At 45.4% G+C, this 18761-nt stretch carries 13 protein-coding genes; 3 read left to right on the top strand and 10 right to left on the bottom strand.

Translation table 11 applies throughout. The features are described from left to right. The first annotated feature begins 586 nt into the window (after positions 1 to 586). Together FSB76_RS03715 and FSB76_RS03710 are read left to right on the top strand one after the other, a co-directional pair. The gene (locus FSB76_RS03715) at positions 587 to 2944 is read left to right on the top strand and encodes an alpha-L-rhamnosidase-related protein (RefSeq protein WP_147052251.1); all 2358 of its coding nucleotides are present in this window, start codon (positions 587 to 589) and stop codon (positions 2942 to 2944) included. Positions 2945 to 3394: 450 nt separating this feature from the next. After that, positions 3395 to 5977 carry a BamA/TamA family outer membrane protein gene (locus FSB76_RS03710; protein WP_147052250.1) on the top strand — a complete coding sequence of 861 codons (2583 nt, stop codon included), beginning with the start codon at positions 3395 to 3397 and terminating at the stop codon, positions 5975 to 5977. Here the strand turns inward: FSB76_RS03710 and FSB76_RS03705 are convergent. After that, on the bottom strand, positions 5950 to 6174 hold the full coding sequence (locus FSB76_RS03705) for a hypothetical protein (protein WP_147052249.1): 225 nt from the start codon (positions 6172 to 6174) through the stop codon (positions 5950 to 5952). The two genes, FSB76_RS03710 and FSB76_RS03705, sit on opposite strands and share 28 nt — an antisense overlap. A gap of 569 nt (positions 6175 to 6743) precedes the next feature. Here FSB76_RS03705 and FSB76_RS03700 point away from each other — a divergent pair. After that, a complete protein-coding gene (locus FSB76_RS03700; RefSeq protein ID WP_147052248.1) occupies positions 6744 to 9704 on the top strand; it encodes a discoidin domain-containing protein in 2961 nt (986 codons plus the stop codon). Positions 9705 to 10082: 378 nt separating this feature from the next. Here FSB76_RS03700 and FSB76_RS03695 read toward each other — a convergent pair whose 3' ends face one another. The 9 genes from FSB76_RS03695 to FSB76_RS03655 all read right to left on the bottom strand — a co-directional run bounded on the left by FSB76_RS03695 (position 10083) and on the right by FSB76_RS03655 (position 18518). Beyond that, positions 10083 to 10460, bottom strand: coding sequence for a DMT family transporter (locus tag FSB76_RS03695; RefSeq protein ID WP_147052247.1), 378 nt, complete (start codon positions 10458 to 10460; stop codon positions 10083 to 10085). Positions 10461 to 10462: 2 nt separating this feature from the next. After that, positions 10463 to 11422 (bottom strand): sterol desaturase family protein, encoded by a 960-nt coding sequence (locus FSB76_RS03690; RefSeq protein WP_147052246.1) that lies wholly within the window; start codon positions 11420 to 11422, stop codon positions 10463 to 10465. Positions 11423 to 11449: 27 nt separating this feature from the next. Continuing rightward, on the bottom strand, positions 11450 to 12256 hold the full coding sequence (locus FSB76_RS03685) for an SDR family oxidoreductase (RefSeq protein ID WP_147052245.1): 807 nt from the start codon (positions 12254 to 12256) through the stop codon (positions 11450 to 11452). Further along, positions 12257 to 13603, bottom strand: coding sequence for an aminotransferase class III-fold pyridoxal phosphate-dependent enzyme (locus tag FSB76_RS03680; protein ID WP_147052244.1), 1347 nt, complete (start codon positions 13601 to 13603; stop codon positions 12257 to 12259). Positions 13604 to 13613: 10 nt separating this feature from the next. Next, complete coding sequence (locus FSB76_RS03675; RefSeq protein WP_147052243.1) at positions 13614 to 14552, bottom strand: transketolase family protein; 939 nt, start codon at positions 14550 to 14552, stop codon at positions 13614 to 13616. Positions 14553 to 14554: 2 nt separating this feature from the next. Next, entirely contained in the window at positions 14555 to 15424 is an 870-nt protein-coding gene (locus tag FSB76_RS03670) for a transketolase (protein ID WP_225976407.1), read from the bottom strand. Beyond that, positions 15414 to 16256, bottom strand: coding sequence for a cytidylyltransferase domain-containing protein (locus tag FSB76_RS03665; RefSeq protein ID WP_192910124.1), 843 nt, complete (start codon positions 16254 to 16256; stop codon positions 15414 to 15416). Before FSB76_RS03665 ends, FSB76_RS03670 begins: the two co-directional genes overlap by 11 nt. 14 nt (positions 16257 to 16270) lie before the next feature. Beyond that, entirely contained in the window at positions 16271 to 17338 is a 1068-nt protein-coding gene (locus tag FSB76_RS03660; RefSeq protein ID WP_147052241.1) for a UDP-N-acetyl glucosamine 2-epimerase, read from the bottom strand. Between the two features lie 340 nt (positions 17339 to 17678). After that, positions 17679 to 18518 (bottom strand): phosphatidylinositol-specific phospholipase C/glycerophosphodiester phosphodiesterase family protein, encoded by an 840-nt coding sequence (locus tag FSB76_RS03655; RefSeq protein ID WP_147052240.1) that lies wholly within the window; start codon positions 18516 to 18518, stop codon positions 17679 to 17681. Positions 18519 to 18761 lie beyond the last annotated feature (243 nt).

Raw genomic sequence — 18761 nt, 5'->3', positions numbered from 1 at the left:
CCCCTCTCAAGAGGGGGCGCGACGGGAAAGAGCGGGGCAGGGGTGTGTTATGCAAGCGACAAGCCCGAGTAGAATAACACACCCCTCCACCCCTCTCAAGAGCTACTGTGTACACATCTCTCTAAGTAAAGAAAATTGTCATTTCGATAGAGCATGCGTGGGGTTGTGCGGCAGAGCGAAAGAGAAATCTTATACGATTTGTATCGCACCGCGCAGGTTCGCAGGCATGTCGTATAGGATTTCTCCTCACGCCAACACTCAAAGCCCTCCCCGGTTCGTTCGAAATGACATTTTTTTTATTATTGGTACGTTTCCAAAAGATGTGTACACGCAGTAGCTCTCAAGAGGAGAATCGCACATTCCCCCAGCTTATGAACAGTTTATTCCTTAAGTTACTGTCTTTGCGCAAAATAAGCCTCCTTTTTTTACTCCCTTTTCTACTTTAAATGTTTAAAGGCGATTGGCTCAGTTCAATGGTTAGCGGCAACGGTTTTCCTTCCAAAAATATAATTTATTGCTAAAACGATTTATTTTGCTTTTTATGCGGTAAATGTATATTATTGTTCAACCAATCAGATAAACCATAATGAAACTTTTTTTTGTTACCATAGTATTTGCCCTGGGCTTATTGCCGGCAAAGTACGCCGTTGCGCAATCGTCGGTTAGCAATGCCGCCCCAAGGCAATGGAATGCAGCCTGGATAGCTTTGCCTGGCGACAATGGCATAAACTACGGCATTTATTACTTTCGTAAAAACATTGATATTGCAGGTAAGCCGGCAACTTTCATCGTGCACATATCGGCAGATAACCGCTATAAATTGTATGTTAATGGCAAGCTGGTATCATTAGGGCCGGCCCGGGGCGATACCTATTATTGGAATTATGAAACGGTTGATCTGGCACCGTACCTGTCGGCAGGGAAAAACACCATAGCCGCGCTTGTTTGGAATGAGGCCCAATACAGCCCCGCGGCGCAAATAAGCGTACGCACAGGCTTTATTTTACAGGGTAATTCGGCAAAGGAAGAGGTTTTAAACACCAACAATACCTGGAAGTGCATGCGCGATATAGGGCATCAGCCTGTACCGGGGTATTTTTTTGCTGCCAGCAGGGGAGAGATGGTAGATATGCGACAGGCCGTTAAAGGCGACTGGACAGCTGCGGATTATGATGACAGCGCCTGGTTTGCTGCAGGTAAGGTGGCCGACGGCAGGCTTAAAGGCACAGCCTGGGGTATTGAATGGGCGTTGGTGCCATCGTCGCTGCCGCCAAGGGAAATGACCTACCAGCGGCTTGTTCAATTACGAAGAGCAGATGGTGTAACCGTTGCGCCGGGCTTTCCGGAAAAAAAGACGCCGTTAACCATTCCCGCAAATACTACGGCTACCCTGGTGCTCGATCAAACTTTTGAAACAAATGCCTATGTAACGTTGAATTTTAGCGGCGGCAAGGATGCAGGCATATCGCTTGGCTACGCCGAATCGCTTTACGCCAAAGGCAGCAAGGGCGTTATTAAAGGTAACCGGAATGAGGTAGCGGGCAAGGAGTTTGTAGCAAGGATAGACAGCCTGATTGGCGATGGCAGCCAGGGGCAGTCATTCACAACGCTTAATTTTCGCACGTATCGTTATATCAGGCTTATCGTACAAACTAAAAACGACCCGCTGGTAGTTGATGACCTGTTCGGCACCTTCACGGGTTATCCTTTTAAACGCATATCGGTACTGAATACAGATAATGCCGAAATGAAGCAGATGCTGGATATTGGCTGGCGCACCGTAAGGCTTAATGCCTGGGAAACTTATACCGACTGCCCGTATTACGAGCAGCTGCAATACATTGGCGATACGCGTATACAGGCCATGATATCGTACTACAACACCAGCGATAACCGGCTGGCGCGCAATGCGCTTAACCAGATGGACCACTCGCGCTTACCCGAAGGCGTAACCGCCAGTTGCTACCCATCAAGAGGCACGCAGGTTATATCCACGTTCTCCTTATGGTATATCTGCATGTTGCATGATTACTGGATGTACCGCGGCGATAACGATTTTATTAGGAATAAGCTGCAGGGCGAACGGGGCGTACTCGATTTTTTCAGTAAATACCAGCAGGCCGATGGCTCGTTAAAAGATACCCCGTACTGGGCGTTTGTTGATTGGGCCGGTAACATGTGGGGCGAGGTGAAAGGTAAAGATGGCAGCGCCGCAATTTATGACCTGCAACTGTTATGGGCATACCAATGGGCGGCAGACATGGAAGCCAAAATAGGTTTGCATGACTATGCCGTTTTATACAACAAAAAGGCCGCCCAGTTAAAGGCTACCATACAAAGCAAATACTGGGACGCCGGCAGAAAATTGTATGCCGATACAAAGGAAAGAAAAGGTTTTTCGCAGCATGTTAATGCGTTGGCCATACTTACCGGCATGGTGAGCAACGCCAACATACCCGCAGTGGCTAAAGGATTACTTAAGGACACCAGTTTAACCCAATGCTCGGTTTACTTTAAATATTACCTTAACCAGGCGCTGGTAAAGGCAGGTTTGGGTAACGATTACATGAACTGGCTGGGTATTTACCGCCAAAATATAGCCATGGGCCTTACTACCTGGGCCGAGTATTCTGATGTTAACACTACCCGGTCAGATTGCCATGCATGGGGAGCAAGCCCCAACATTGAGTTTTTCAGGACTGTTTTAGGTATTGATAGCTACGCGCCGGGTTTTGCCAAAATAAAGATAGAACCCCATTTAGGCACTTTGAAGCACATCAGCGGCGAAATACCCCATCCAAACGGAAAGGTTTTTGCCGGCTATAAATTTGAAAAAGGCCGATGGCAAATAAATATCAATTTACCGCATACAACCACCGGTATATTGGTGTGGAAGGCAAAACAATATATATTAAAAGCGGGCAACAATTCATTTGTAATTTAAAGATAGGTGAGAAGGGCCTCAAATTTGGGGCTCTTTTTATTCAAACATTTGCAGTGCGCGGAGCTCGAAATCAGACCTCCGCAAGCATGGAAAGCGCAGGCCACCATTGCCTTCGGATGGAAAGACGAATGGGAAACCCAGTTTAAACAGGCACAGATAGATTCTCCGAACCTTAAATATTAAACGGTCTGCCCTGGCTGTGTTTTAAACGAGGTGTATAAGCTGGCTGGATATTTATCCTTTACCGAAATAAAGATGATATTTTAGTGGAATTAGCGAAATGTCGTTACTTATATAGCGTTGTTTTTTTTAATTGATTGATATTTAGTGATTTACGATTGGGTTCGGATTTTGTAGTTTTGCTAAGACAAACTACCTCCAGTTTTTTTCCCGGATTGTTGAGTTCAATTCGTAACTTAAACGGAGATTGGCGACAATACCTACACTATCATGTTGAAAAAACTACTATTGATCCTATTATTAGTTGCGGGCTCCTTAGCATGTAATGCACAAATAACCAGCAGCACGCGCGCAGATAAATCCCGGATGACGGGTGATAGCATAACCATAAGTGCGCATCCGGAATACGATCAGGTAAGCGGTATCCATCGCTGGTTGTTTGGCGAAAATTTTCGTAAAGACTGGGCCCAACCGGTAAAGCTGCCCATCATCCGGCTATCAAAATTTAAAGGGGGGCTTTCGCCGTTAAAACAGGGCGGGGGGATGGAATCAAAATCGTTGCGGCTGGAAGATAAAGATGGTAAAGAGTGGGTGCTTCGCAGTGTAGAGAAAGCCCCGGATAAATTACTGCCCGAAAATTTGCAGGGAACTTTTGCTGTTGACTGGATAGGAGATGAGTTTAGTGGCCAGCACCCTTATTCGGCGCTGATTGTGCCGCCGCTGGCCGAAGCCGCTCATGTGCCTCATGCCAATCCCGTAATAGGCGTAGTTGCAGATGATGTTGCCCTGGGCCAGTACAGCAAAGTTTTTACCGGCCTGATATGTTTGCTGGAAGAGCGCGAGCCTGCCGGCCCGTCAGACAATACCCTTAAGATGGAGCGGGCGCTCAACAAAAGTTATGACAGCAGGATAGATGGCGAAATGTTTTTGCGTGCCCGCATGCTCGATATGTTGATAGGCGACTGGGACCGTCATGAAGATCAGTGGCGATGGGCAGGCGATATCAGTGGTAAACAAAAAGCTTACATACCGGTACCGCGGGATAGGGACCAGGTGTTTCATGTTAACCAGGGCCTGTTGCCATCCATTGCTGCACTACCCTGGATAGACCCTGTTTTGGGTAATTTTACAGCCGATATCCCCAATGTAAAGTATTCTATCTTCAAAACGAAATTTTTGAATGCCATACCCGATGTGCAGTTTAGTTATGCGCAATGGATGAATATTGTTAATGATTTTGTTAAGTACGAAACAGACGATGTTTTGGAGGCTGGCCTTAAGCTGCTGCCCAAAGAAAATTACCGGTTAAGGCATACCGAGCTGCTGGCGATACTAAAAAAACGCAGGGACAATATTCCGGCGGCTATGAGCCAATATTTTTATTTTATAAACCGGATTGTTGATATCCATATAACCAATAAAGACGAATTGCTTACTATCGCCGGTGCCCCGGATAAAACCCTGCGGGTTAAAATTGATAAACTTAACAAAAGCGACGATGTAAAAGGATCATATATGGATATAACCTATGATCCGGCCGTTACCGAAGAGGTAAGGATTTATGTTTCGGGAGGGGATGATCATATTGTGGTTGATAACAGTACATCGCCTATAAAATTAAGGTTTGTTGATAGCACCGGGCATAAAACTTACGATATCAAAAACTCGGTAAATACCATACCTGTTTACGGCTCAAAAGATAGTATCACTTTCACCGGCAAAACCAATCGCTTAAGCAACCGCTTGTCGGCCGATACCAATGCCACCAGGTTTAGGCCTACTAATTTATATAATGTTTGGATGCCGCTGGCAACAGCCGCTATAAATGCCGATGATGGTTTTCTGTTAGGATTGGGCTTTAAGTATACAGGGTATGATGGTTTCCGTAAGTTGCCCTATGCTACCCGCCAACAGTTGTTAATCAGTCATGCATTTGCCACCAACGCATTTAGGGCCAATTACAGCGGCGAATGGTCGCAGGTTGTTGGAAAAGCCGATTTTGTAATGAAAGCCAATATCCTGGCGCCCGATAACACTACCAACTTTTTTGGCCGTGGGAATGAAACCATATTGATTAAAAACGAGGGATATCGTAAATATTACCGGGCAAGGTTTAATACCCTTGAATTTGATGCTGCTTTGCGCTGGCAAACAGGTAAAGGCAGCTTTTTAAGCGCAGGCCCATCTGCCCAGTTTTATCACTATAACCCCGACGATAATGCAGGCAGATTTATTTCGCAGCCATCACTCATCAATTCTTATGATAGTACAAGCGTAAATAAAAACAAGATCCACCTGGGTTTGATGCTGAATTTTACCAGTAATAAGCGCAATAATAATGTATTGCCATTTAAAGGATATTATTTTGAAGTTGCTTTGGCAGGTTATGAGGGGCTTAACACCTATTCGAAAGCCTTTGTGCAAATTAAACCCGAGTTTACCTACTACCTGCCACTGGATGCCAAAGGAAACATCGTACTATCCGACCGGATAGGCGGAGGCATCAGTTTTGGTAAACCGGCGTTTTATCAATCTATGTTCCTGGGTGGCCAGGGAAACCTTTTGGGGTACCTGCAAAACAGGTTTGCAGGCCAGAATATGTTTTTCAATAACCTGCAGGGCAGGGTAAAAATTGCCGATATAGCCAGTTATATTTTACCGGGCCAATTGGGTATTACCGGTTTTTACGATACCGGCCGGGTATGGATCAGTGGCGAACATTCAGACAAATGGCACACAGGTGCAGGCGGCGGGCTCTATTTTGCACCCGCAAGCTTAACGGTATTGCAGCTGCTTGCCGGGCACTCAGACGAAGGCTGGTACCCTTATATTTCGCTTAATTTCAGGCTGTAGGTATATTGACTTTGGCGCTGTATTTTTACATAGATGCAGGTTAAACAAATATCTTCTGCCAGCACCCGATATGAATATCGGGTGCTGGTAGGCTTTTGCACAAACATTTGGGTTGAACGCGGGTTGAGACTCACCCGGCCGACGCTGCGCTGGGCCACCCTCTCTCCGGCTGAAGCCGCATAGAGGGTAAAAATCATTTTTTCTATTTTTTTGCCCCACTATGCGCGAAGCGGAGAGAGGGGTGACGGGCGTAGCCTCGTCGGGGTGAGTCTTCGCCGCCTGCGATATACGTTATTCCCCGTTCAGAATTTTGCGAAATTTTACAACTACCCACGACAAGTTCTATTTTCGAGGTGCGCAGGCCTGTCACCCTAAGCCTGTCGAAGGGTCGCGCGCGGAGAGGCCTTTGCCCGCTATGGTTCGACAGGCTCACCATGACAGCCCTTTTAACGATGTCATTCTCCCTTCAGAATTTCGCGAATTTTTACCGCTCAGGATGACAGTGGTTTATTTTATAAAGAAAAATAAAAATTGAATTTCCAAGCCCCTCTTTCCGGCGAAGCCGAAGAGGAGGGTGACGGGCATAGCGTCGCCGGGTGAGTTGATTCGCCGACACGCGATATAAGTCATTCCCCCCCAGATTTAGCGCTTGTTTTAAGTAAAATAATCCATCGCATTCAACAGTTTATCCATTTTTTGAGCTGAGGGCATCAGATAAATTTACCATTCTGAAAACCACATTGTAAACCACCGCTCAAATTCTAAAATGTTACCAACAAACCTCATCTCTTGCTTTAAAATTGTTTTTGCCATAATCTTCGGGATGTTGTTGTGCAGCAACTTAAATGCACAATCAAATTTTGTTTACCTCAACAGCTCAAACACGCAGCAATGGAAGATAAAGCCGCAGGCCGATGTGAGCGATGCGGATAAGATAAAAGTAGCAGGTTTTAATACGGATGGCTGGGTACAGGCCATAGTTCCGGGAACGACATTTGCATCATACGTGGCTGTCGGCTTAGAAAAAGACCCCAACTTTGGCGATAATATTTATAAGGTTGACCGCGCAAAATACGACCGTAACTTTTGGTACCGTACCGAATTTAAGGTGCCGGCTAATTACGCTCAAAAAAATATCTGGCTAAACTTTAAAGGTGTAAACCGTAAGGCCGATATTTACCTTAACGGTACCTTGCTGGGCAGCCTGGATGGTTTTATGATGCGCGGACAGTTTGATATTACATCACTTGTAAAGGGCCGCGATAAAAATGCGCTGGCTGTATTGGTATACCTGCCCCTTCAACCGCTGGCCAATGTGGGCAGCCCCAATTATGTATCAAGCGCCGGCTGGGACTGGATGCCTTATGTACCTGGGCTAAATTCGGGTATTACAGATAATGTTTATTTGAGCAATACCGGCGATATCACCATCAAAGATCCCTGGATACAAAGCAGCCTGCCAACCAACGCCCGGGCCGATATATCGGTGTCTGCCGAACTGAAAAACAATAGTGCAACTTCGCAGGCAGCCATCATCAAAGGTGTTATCACGCCCGGCAATATCGAATTTTCAAAAAAAGTTTATGTAAACGGTAACAGTAGCACTAACGTTAAGCTGGATAAAAAGGATTTTGAGCAACTGATGATTAATAGCCCCAGGCTATGGTGGCCCAATGGCTATGGCGAGCCAAATCTGTATAATTGTAAGTTAAGCGTGGTTGTTGGCGACGAAGTGTCGGATGTTCAGAATATTAAATTCGGCATTAAAAGGTATAGCTATGATACCATTGGACACGTATTACATGTGGCTATTAACGGGGTTAAAGTATTTATAAAAGGTGGTGACTGGGGCATGTCGGAATATATGCTGCGTTGCCGTGGGGCCGAATACGATACCAGGGTCAGGCTGCACAAAGAGATGAACTTTAACATGATCCGCAACTGGATTGGGTCGGTAACCGACGAGGGATTTTACGATGCCTGTGATAAATACGGTATAATGGTTTGGGACGATTTTTGGCTGAATGCTAACGAAAACCTGCCTGCCGATATCAATGTTTTTAATGCCAACGCGATAGAAAAGATAAAACGTTTCCGTAACCATCCCTCGATAGCTATATGGTGTGCCGAAAACGAAGGCTGGCCAATGGCTCCATTGAATAACTGGCTTAAAGAAGACCTGGCAACTTTTGATGGGGGCGACCGCCACTACCAGCCCAACTCGCACGCCGAAAACCTGACCGGTAGCGGGCCCTGGGCCAATAAAGATCCGCGCTATTATTTCACAGCCTCCCCAACCGGCCTGGGTGGCAATAAAGGCTGGGGCTTGCGGTCTGAACTGGGTACTGCTGTGTTCACCAATTTTGATAGCTTTAAAAAGTTTATGCCTGCGGATAAATGGTGGCCGCGTAACGAGATGTGGAACCAGCACTTTTTTGGTCTGCTGGCGTTTAATGCCGGGCCCGATTATTATGACGAAAGTGTAAGTAATTATGGTATGCCTAAAGGAATTGAAGATTATTGCCGCAAGGCTCAGTTTGTAAACGTCGAAACCAATAAAGCCATGTTTGAGGGCTGGCAGGATGCCATGGGCGAAGACGCATCGGGCCTGATGACCTGGATGAGCCAATCGGCCTACCCATCAATGGTGTGGCAAACCTATGATTATTATTATGACCTCACAGGCGCTTTCTGGGGAGCAAAAAAGGCTTGCGAACCTTTGCATATCCAGTGGAACCCGCTAACCAACGCCATCAAAATTATCAACACTACCCGTGCCGATGCAGATGGCCTAACCGCCCAGGCAGATGTATATAACCTGGATGGCTCCTTAGTAAAACAATACAGCATCAGCAAAACAGCCGATGCGCCTGCCAATAGCGCGGGGCAGGTGTTCGACCTTAAATTTAATCCATACAAAGCCGATCTGGCTAAAAATAAACCCGTTTTTGCGTCCTCATCAACCAATGGCAACGCATCGGACGTTAACGATGGTAAAAGCGATACCCGCTGGGCCAGCAGCTACAATGATGCAGAGTGGATCAGTATTGATTTGGGCAAAGATGAAGTGATTAACGGTGTTGGCCTAACCTGGGAGGATGCTTATGCCAAAGCATTCAAAATTCAAATATCAAATGATAACCATACCTGGCACGATGTTTACAGTACAACCGATGGCCGGCAGGGCCAGCAAAAGATCACCTTTCCGGAAGTAACTGCAAGATATGTGCGGATGCAGGGGGTAGAGCGGGCAACTTACTGGGGCTATTCGCTGTACAATTTTGAGGTTTACCAGGGCGATGTAGCCAGCGAAGGCTTATCGGCAGTACATTTTATTAAACTAAAACTCACGGATAAAAACGGCAAACTGGTTTCTGATAATTTTTACTGGCGCGGCAACAAACGCCGGGATTATACCGCGTTGAATACCCTGCCAAAAGTAAATTTGAAGGTGACCTATAAAACGGTTAAAGCTGATGGCAAATATTATATCACCGCCCAGGTAACCAATCCCGTATCGTCAAAAGCGGTTGCGTTTGGTATTAGGGTACAGGCGGTGAAAGCATCAACCGGCGAGCAGATTTTACCGGCGATAATGAGTGATAACTATTTTACGCTGTTAAAAGGCGAAACCAAAGAAGTAAGGATTGAATTTGATGCAGAGGCGTTGGGGAGTGAAAGTATTAAACTGTTGGCTGATGCTTATAACAATAGTATTCAGCGGTAATTGTTGGGGGATGTGCTAAGCCCGCATAAAGCACACTTAGCATGTTGGGTGCTGAAACAAGTTACAAATGACGTATCCTATTTTCCTGCCATCCTGAGGTACGAAGGATCTATCAGCCGTGCATGACCGTTAGAAAAGTTCGCGAATAGATCCTTCGTACCTACCAATGACATGTTTCTTTTTCTGTCATCCTGAGCGATAGCGAAGGATCTATTCTACGCCATGCATAACCGCCAAAAAAGTTCGCGAATAGATCCTTCGTTCCTCAGGATGACAGTCGTTTATTTTTGATTGTTCTCCCTTCAGAGTTTCGCCAAATTTTACTACCCGCATGACAAATCTGTATAGAGGCATGGCCCCCTCAATTTTAGAGCTACCTTATTTCACTTCCGCCCCAAAAAACTTTAACCCTAAAATACCGGTCATAATCAGCGTCATAAAAAAAACCTCCATCCAGGATAGTTTCTGGTGAAAGATGGCCATCTCGGCAATTTTGATGAGTACAAGGGTAACGGCTGTCCAAACAGCATAAGCAACGGCAGTAGGCACCAGCTTAATGGCCAGCGAGAAAAAGTAGATATTACCTATCCCAAACAAAATGTACCCGGCAAAAGGCAACCAAACCGGCAGGCCGTATTGCAAACTCAAAGCCGAATGCCAACGCAAGGCTTTCAGGTCGCTGAATTTCATGAATTTGAGCGAAAATGTCCAGGCGGCTTCAAATGCCGCAGCTATAATGAGATAAATCCAGGCCAAAGTTAGTTTTGTTGTATGAGGTTATCTTCGGTTGATACTTGTTTTATAGATAGGGGTGTTGGCTGCAAATCAATTACAGGGTCATTGTATTTAGCCGGCAGCCTTTTTTTAAGCCAGCTAATCAACCTCGGGCGAAGGGTATAATACCATTTAAACCAGGAATATTTAAGCAGTTTTTGCTCGTCGAAACGCTTTACGCTGAAGGCATGCTGTAAAAAGTAATCCTTTGGGTAATCATAATAAAGCCCCCAGTTTTCAGGATTGTTGCCCGGCGCGTGGCCAGGGTCATACACGGTGCCAAACAGGTAATCCCATACAGATAGCTTGGTAGCAAAGTTAGCATGAAAAACTTCCTGGTAATTGGCATGGTGCCATAAATGTAATTCGGGGGTGTTAAAAATGTACTTCCACTTGCCAAATTTTACTTTAATATTGGCATGAATAAACATCCCGTACATGGCATCTATCAGTGCCTTGATGGGCACTACCATAGGGTTTGCCCCTAACAAAATGATGGGGGCAAACTCGATGGTCTGGTTAATCACAATCTCCATAAAGTGTGACCGCGATCCGGCTAAAAAATCAACCTCTTTACCCGAGTGGTGCGCTTCATGAATGCGCCAGAATACTTTATTGGAGTGCTGGAAACGATGGAAAAGGTAGATGTATAAGTCATGCGTTACCACAAAAAACAACACCTGAACAGCCAGCGGCCAGCTGCCAACAGCACTCCAACCCGATAGATTGAAATGCTGCTGTAGCGGTGCAATGATATAGCTGAAAATCAGGATCTTCAAAAAATAGCTTTGTATCAACGTATACCAAACCAAATCGACCCAGAACCCTTCCCTGAAAAATGGAAGGCCTTTACGGTAGGGCGATATCCGTTCCCAGGCGATGATGAAAATCACCCAGCAGGCAAGGATAATGGTTGTTATGGTGTATACTTTGTCAAGCGGCATGCTAAACTATCAGTTTTTATTTTTGAACTAAATTGCTGTCCATCCTCCGTCAACTACCAGGTTTGCGCCCGTCATATAAGCCGAAGCCTCGCTGGCCAGGAATATAAGCGAACCCTGGTAATCAGATGCTTTGGCCATGCGGCCTAATAAAGTTTTTGCCGAGTAATTACTTATAAAATCTTCCGTTTGCCCGTTCTCGACCCCACCCGGCGATAGCGTGTTTACCCTTACCCCAGTATGCCCCCAGTAAGCTGCCAAAAAGCGGGTAAAGTTAATAATAGCCCCCTTAGTTACCGGGTAAGCCGCCGATTTATAAAATGTCTGCTCGCCCGCGGCGTTACGGTATATCGTTTGATCGGGGCCTACCATTCCGTAGGTGCTTGCAATATTAATGATACTGCCGCTGCCCTGTAAAGCCATATGCGTACCCAATATCTGCGAGCTTAAAAACACTCCTGTTACGTTTACATTTAATGAACGTTGAAAAGCCTCCAGCGGATAGTTTTCAAATGCCGAAAGTTCTTTGGCCATTGCCGGGTCTTCAAACTTATCATTTATGGCTGCGTTGTTCACCAGGATATCAAGCCCGTCGTATTTGTTCAGTATAGCATTTAGCGCGTCAATCAGCGATTGCTTGCTGGTAACATCTACACCTAAGCCTAAATGGTTTTCGCCCAATTGTTGCGCAAAAGTTTGCGCGGCTTGGGCATCCATATCGGTTACTACCACATTGGCGCCGGCTGCTGCCAGCGCTTCGCAATGTTTTTTGCCAATAAGGCCGAGTGCGCCTGTAACTACAGCCGTTTTTTGATTTAATGAAAAAAGGTTTGTCATTTAGCCGGCTATAACGCTTTTAGGTTTAATGTTATAGTTGCTCACCTTGCGGAAAACAGCTTCCAATACTTCGCCTTTTAAATAGCTTTTAACGCCGCCGCTTTCTATAGCCCCTTTCACAATTGGCAGCACTTCACGATATGCTGCAAGAATGTAGTTAATATCTTCGGTACTGTGGCTGTAGCACATATTATGGAAGCCGGCCCACAGCACGCCGCGTTTTATCATTTCCTGCTGCATCAGGGTTTTAACCTCTAAGGCATTGCCTGCTTCGGGGGTAAAAGTTACCATGCTGCGGCAGTTAAAGCCCACACAGCGGGTATATTTATCCATGCCGGTTTCAATTGCCGCACGGTTATACCCATCTTTTAACAATGCCCCATGTGCATCTAAATAAAGCGGTACATTTTTATGGCGTAATTCGTTAATAGTTGCTATGCACGCTGCTAACGATAGCGCCTCGCCGCCAAACGTAGTATAACTAAACACTTCCGAGTTAAATAGCTCCATTACATCGGCCCGGCCGGTTAGTAAAGCAATAGGCATCCCATTGGCGCAGGCTTTTGAAAACACGGCCAGATCGGCCTTAACGCCAAAATATTCCTGCGCGCCGCCAACGGCCACGCGGAAGCCTGTCCACATTTCATCAAATATCAATAATGTGCCATTGGCTTTGCATACCTCGGCCAGTTGCTGCAGATAACCGGGTTTTGGAGCTTCAAAAATAAAGGGCTCCAGTATTACCGCAGCCACGGTTTCATCCAGGGCGGCTTTTACCGATTCAATGTCATTATACTCAAAAGTATAGGTTAAATCCTGTATGGCTTCGGGCACGCCGGCGTTGCGGCTGGTTATGCCTATATACCAATCGTGCCAGCCGTGGTATCCACAGCAAAATATTTTATCGCGGCCGGTAAAAGCACGTGCCACACGCACGGCTGCCGAACATACATCGGCACCGGTTTTACTAATTTTAACGGCTTCGGCATTAGGTACTACTTGCTGTACCAATTCGCTCAATTCAACCTCCAGCGGATGCATCAATGAAAAGGTAATGCCATCTTCCAGTTGCCTGCGGATAGCTTCGTCAACGGCAGGGTAGGCGTAGCCCAACGAGATAGGGCCTATGGCCGAGTTAAGGTCGATATATTCGTTATCATCCGCATCCCACACGTGCGATCCTTTGCCTTTTACAATATATTTAGGTGCCACGCCATTCGTAAACTGGCCAGGGCCTTTGGCCAGGGTTTGCGTAACGGGTTTTTGTACTTTTAAAGCGCGTTGGTATAGGCTATCAGATTGGCTGATATCGGGGAAATTATTGTTGAGCGCTATTTTATTAGCCATATTGCTGTTTTTATTCTGAAAATTCAGGTGTTAAAATCTCTGGTTGGTGGTGAACAGTTTGGTAGCCCAAAATCCGTTCGGCAATTTGCTTGCCTGTAAAGCCTTCATGCTGCAAAACGTCAGGCAATAATGCAGGCCTGAACCATTTATTGTTTAAGGCGATGGGCAGCACTTTTGCTGTGGTTTGGTTTTTTAATAATACCTCGGCCACAATGCTGTACAAGCCGCCGGTTATAAAATGATCTTCGAGTGTAACCACCAGGCTGCTTTGTGCACAGGCTTGCAGTATAGCCTGCTCGTCAACCGGTTTAAGGCTACGCATATTTATCAAGCCTACAGAAAGGCCTTCTTCACGCAACATGTCAGCTGCTATAAGTGCCTGTTCAAATAATAAGCCGTAGGTTAATATGGTAACATCGCATCCCTCGGCTATAACTTCGGCCTTACCCAAAACAAAAGGCTCATGATCGTACCAGGTTTTACGGGTATTAATACGGGTATAGGCCGGATGGGCGCTGCTCCATATTTGTGGTAACATTTTTACCAGGTCATCCTCATCTGCAGGAGCAAATACGGTTACATTGGGGATGCCACGCATAATCGATATATCCTCAATAGCCTGGTGGGTAGGGCCGTTACCATCTGATAAAAGGCCGGGGATAAAACCGCTCAGCTTAACCGGCAGCTTGGGTATGCCTAAATCGGTACGTACAAATTCAAACGCGCGCATGGTTAAAAACGCGGCAAGGGCATGCACCACCGGGATGCGGCCACGCAAAGCCAAACCGGCGGCAGCACCTATCATGGTTTGCTCGGTAATGCCGGTATCAATAAAACGCTTGCCCAATATCCCAGGCAGGTTGCGCACCAGTGCGCGGTTTTCGGCAGTCATCACTATAACCTGCTCGTTGGCCAATGCCGTTTCTGTTAATAATTCTTCGTAGGTCATATTTATCTTACTACCAAAGTTTCTGATGTTAATAGGGTGTTCTGGTCGCCGTATAGCTCAAGTAATAATTGGTCTATTTCATCGGCGGTAAAATTGCAAAACCAGCGGTCGGCCCGCTCTTCAATGCTGGGCAGGCCTTTGCCGCGTACGGTATCGGCAATTACTACGTTTAGTTTTCCTTCTTCAAAAGGATAAGCGCTAAAAGCGTGGTGCAAATCAATAAAGTTATGCCCGTCTATTCGTTTTACGGCAGCGCCAAAGGCCCGGAATTTATCGGCGAGTGGCTCCAGCGGAATTAGGTCTTCGGTGCGTACATTGGCCTGGAATTGGTTACGGTCGACCACGAAGATCAAATTATCCAGCTTATAGGCATTGGCTACCAATACAGCCTCCCAGCATGTACCTTCATTTAATTCGCCGTCGCCCAAAATGCACACAACTTTATTGTTGCCGCCGCTTATTTTAAGATCAAGCGCTACACCAATGGCCACAGAAGGTAAATGACCCAACGAACCGGAATGAAATTCGATACCGGGGATGTGGGTATTGGGGTGCCAGTAAATATGATCGTTAAGGGACAGGTGATTTTTAAGCCGGTCCTTATCCAACAAACCTAACTCGGCAAAGGTGCCGTATAAGGCAGGTACATCATGCCCTTTAGACAGGAACAGGTAGTCCCTGTCGGGATGGTCAAGATTATCCTTGTTGATATTTAAAAAACGGGTATATAAATAAACTATCAAATCAACGGCCGATAGCGATGCGCCGGTAAAGCATCCGCCATCTGTCGACATGCGTATAATGTGTTCGCGTACGTTTAAGGCAATAGCCGTTAACTCCTCCTCGTTGATGTTTGGGGTATTATGCTTCACTTTGTTCAAATTGTTGTGAGTTTTCTTTCGGTGCTTTTTTGGTTTGATCGGGTAAAATGGTTTGCAGCTCATCCAGGTGATGGCGGTACCAGTTTACACCCGCATACTGTGTATTGATCTGCATTATTTCGGGCTTGCGGTTAAGCAGGTTAAGAATATCCTGGCAGGAAAACTGGTGGCAGATAGGATATAGTTCGCTATATACTTTTTCGATAAAGTAATAATCCTCGGGGTAATCAATGGTAAACCTGTGCGACATGGAATAATCCAAACCTGTTTTCCAGCTTACATTACCTATGCTAAAAATGAGCGGGTTTTCCCAGATGTATGGCGTGGTATGCTCCAGCTCCAGCGGGCGGCCGGCGTTTTCCCAGGCTTGTTTAAGGCAGGCCATGGTCATTACTTCTACATCATTACCATCGGGCCAGGTGGCCGGGTGCAGGTTGCTCACATAATCGTATTTGCCGCGGTTGGCAAAAAAATACTCCAGTACCTGGTCTATAATTCGTGGGTCTATCAGTGGGCAGTCAGATGGGATCTTTAACACAATGTCGGCTTTAAACCGGCGTGCGGCCTGGTAGTGCCTATCCAGTAAATTGCCCAGGCTGCCGCGATAGCTGGGGATATTCAATTCCAAAGCTTCTTTGACTATAACATCGTCCTCCTCATTCTCGGATGTAGCAATGATGATATCGGCTTTGTGCTGCATCATTTGCAGCCTTTCAATCATGCGGGCCAAAAGGCTTTTGCCCAATATGGGCAGCATTACTTTGCCCGGCAAACGGCTTGATGCCATGCGGGCCTGTACTATAATTACAATTTTTTCTGTCATGGTATTTATATTTATTACCAGTTTGCTATCTGTTGGTTGGTTAACTCCTGCTGCTGCTGTCCGCTAACCAGGTGTTTGTAAATAGCCAGCTGCGGATCGAAACTCTTTTTATTCCCGTTGTGGTTTAAGTATTCGCGGCAAAGCGCGGCAATTGTTTTGGCCGATGTTCCTTCGTTTTGCAATGGCGCAAGCTCCTGCAGTTCGTTAATATCAAACCAGGAATGTACTTTTTTGCCTAGTGCAATGCCGGTATATACCACGGTGGAATACTGCGTAATTAATTCGCAGCAATTGGCTATCATGTGGGCGGTATTACCGTCTTTATAGATCATCGTGTTTGCCGGTGCATGTTTGCGGATCTCCCTTTCGGCCCTGGCAAAATTCTCATTTGGATGAAGTTTGAAAAGCAGCGGCCTGCCTGCCGCTATTTTAACAGCATTTTTAATAAATGCCACCCTATTCTCTATCCGGAAGGTTTCGCGCATATCGGTGGTAGCCACCATTACATAATCGCGGTGGGGGAAATCATTATTTAAATGCTGCTTCTGGTTATCATAGTTGGGTATGCCGGTTACAACTATTTTGTTAATATTGGTGCCTTTGGCGGCAAACTGTTGCTTATAACGTTCAGATGCCGCGCAATAGACATCGCATATATTGGATGCCCCGTTTAGCGATGTGTTGCCACACATGGTTGATGGCAGCCGCAGGGTGTGCACTATTTTACTCCATAAGGTATAGCGGTCTATCATGCCTTCTTGTAGCCAAATGGTTTTGAACTGACGCATACGCCTGGGCACAATCATATCGGTGCAGTACACTACCAGGTCGTACTGGTTTTTTTGGGCCATAAAATCAACCTGTAATGCGTTTTGATATAAATACCTTTCAGATTTTAACCTGAATTTGCGCGATAACACCGTGCCATTAAAAATGGGGGTTTTGGCAAGCAGGTGGTTTAAAAGAGCATTATCGGTAAACAGCTGGCTAAACCAGCAGTCAAATTCGGGCAACTCATTTGCAATCTGGTGCATTTGGGTTGTTTGGTTAATTGAACCAGTAATGAATAATATTTTCTTCATTCCTTTACTTTCAATTAAAGTGTGTAATTTAAATTCAAGGGTTGAATGCTTTACTTGTTATTTAAATTATAAAGCGTTGCCATGCCTTTATAATTTGTTAAAAGTAATCGCGCAACTTTTAGATAAAGCGAAGCCAGTGTTATGAAATTATTAAGAGGTGTTTTTTGGGGAAGAATTTATTAACAATGCAAGGTGGAGAGTCAAGAAATTAGAGTCAAGAATCAAGAAAGAAAAAAAGTAAAGGTTTATTGCAATAAGTTTTAACGGAGAAATAACATGTAAATCAATGGTTTTAATGTTTTAGGTATTTATCTTGATTCTTAACTCTTGATTCTTTCTCTCAATCAACTTTTGCATAGCTTTTAGTGCCTGCCTGTAAAAAGTTTTTAAGTTCAACCAGTCTATCGGTATTAATGAGGTCTACGCCGCAGTTTAGTAATTCGCGCCATACCACTTCGTTCTCTGGCGAAGCCCAAAGCCTCACTTTTTTGCCAAATTTGTGGGCCAGCAGCACATACATACGCAGGCGTTGCCTTTCGAAAGGCGAAAAATCGCCTTTGCCATCCCATTTTAACAGATGTGAGTATTTGCAGCTTGCAGTTTGATATAAATTTCTTGAAACGGTATCCTGTTTTACCTGCATCAAATCTTCGTCAATAAAAGCCATCCTGCTGTTTTGAGCTTTAATCAAGCCGTACGGGCGATGGCCGGTGATAACAACGGTTACCTGCCGCTGGGTGTAAATGCCATTGTCGTAACCCGAGAGGATTGGTTTATACTTTTCAAGTAGCAGTTGTAATGCTTCGTAGGTTTTGGCGCCATCGGATTTTATGTCGATCATGAGCGTTAACGGATAGGTAGGGCATTTGATCTCTTTATTGGTGCCGTTGATACATTCCATCAGGGGGGCCAGGTACAGGCGCTCCAGGGTCCTTTGTTTTTTTAAAAAAGGGAAGATATGCGCCACAATGAGTTTATTGTTCCTTAAGTATACATCGGCCTCAATGTTTGTAAAACCGTTATCCAAAGCATCGTACAAAGGGCGTTTATGCCAGTAGTCATTGTGGGCAAAACCGTTAGAGATGGCGGGGATTTGGGGGTAGGCATTATGGCCGATAAAGATCAGCAGGCTCAGGAACAATAACTTAAGGTGCTTAGGGCAAAAAATTGCTGTTCGCATCGATAATTTTTTTGTTTCCCCAAATGTACCTGTCCAATGTTGCATAAATGTTACCTAATTATGATGATAGTTTTTTAACGCGACAAGGGTTTGATACTGGCTTCTTATACGACAATTGGCGGTACATTGTTATTCACGGTTAATAAATTTTCGTATTTACTTCATGAATTATTCATGCTTCTGCGTGCTTGTAATGGTGGTAAAGTTTAGCTAAAAAAGCCTTTTGCTTAAATGGTTGAGGCA

The sequence above is a fragment of the Mucilaginibacter ginsenosidivorax genome (assembly GCF_007971525.1).
Taxonomy (GTDB): Bacteria; Bacteroidota; Bacteroidia; order Sphingobacteriales; family Sphingobacteriaceae; genus Mucilaginibacter; species Mucilaginibacter ginsenosidivorax.
This window is presented reverse-complemented; position numbering and strand designations above follow the sequence as displayed.

Bases quoted from the DNA above. Each gene is read 5' to 3' on its own strand.
- FSB76_RS03710 (WP_147052250.1), top strand. From the start codon at position 3,395: ATGTTGAAAAAACTACTATTGATCCTATTATTAGTTGCGGGCTCCTTA.
- FSB76_RS03700 (WP_147052248.1), top strand. From the start codon at position 6,744: ATGTTACCAACAAACCTCATCTCTTGCTTTAAAATTGTTTTTGCCATA.
- FSB76_RS03655 (WP_147052240.1), bottom strand. From the start codon at position 18,518: ATGCGAACAGCAATTTTTTGCCCTAAGCACCTTAAGTTATTGTTCCTG.
- FSB76_RS03715 (WP_147052251.1), top strand. From the start codon at position 587: ATGAAACTTTTTTTTGTTACCATAGTATTTGCCCTGGGCTTATTGCCG.
- FSB76_RS03665 (WP_192910124.1), bottom strand. From the start codon at position 16,256: ATGACAGAAAAAATTGTAATTATAGTACAGGCCCGCATGGCATCAAGC.
- FSB76_RS03660 (WP_147052241.1), bottom strand. From the start codon at position 17,338: ATGAAGAAAATATTATTCATTACTGGTTCAATTAACCAAACAACCCAA.
- FSB76_RS03675 (WP_147052243.1), bottom strand. From the start codon at position 14,552: ATGACCTACGAAGAATTATTAACAGAAACGGCATTGGCCAACGAGCAG.
- FSB76_RS03685 (WP_147052245.1), bottom strand. From the start codon at position 12,256: ATGACAAACCTTTTTTCATTAAATCAAAAAACGGCTGTAGTTACAGGC.
- FSB76_RS03705 (WP_147052249.1), bottom strand. From the start codon at position 6,174: ATGATTTTTACCCTCTATGCGGCTTCAGCCGGAGAGAGGGTGGCCCAG.
- FSB76_RS03690 (WP_147052246.1), bottom strand. From the start codon at position 11,422: ATGCCGCTTGACAAAGTATACACCATAACAACCATTATCCTTGCCTGC.
- FSB76_RS03680 (WP_147052244.1), bottom strand. From the start codon at position 13,603: ATGGCTAATAAAATAGCGCTCAACAATAATTTCCCCGATATCAGCCAA.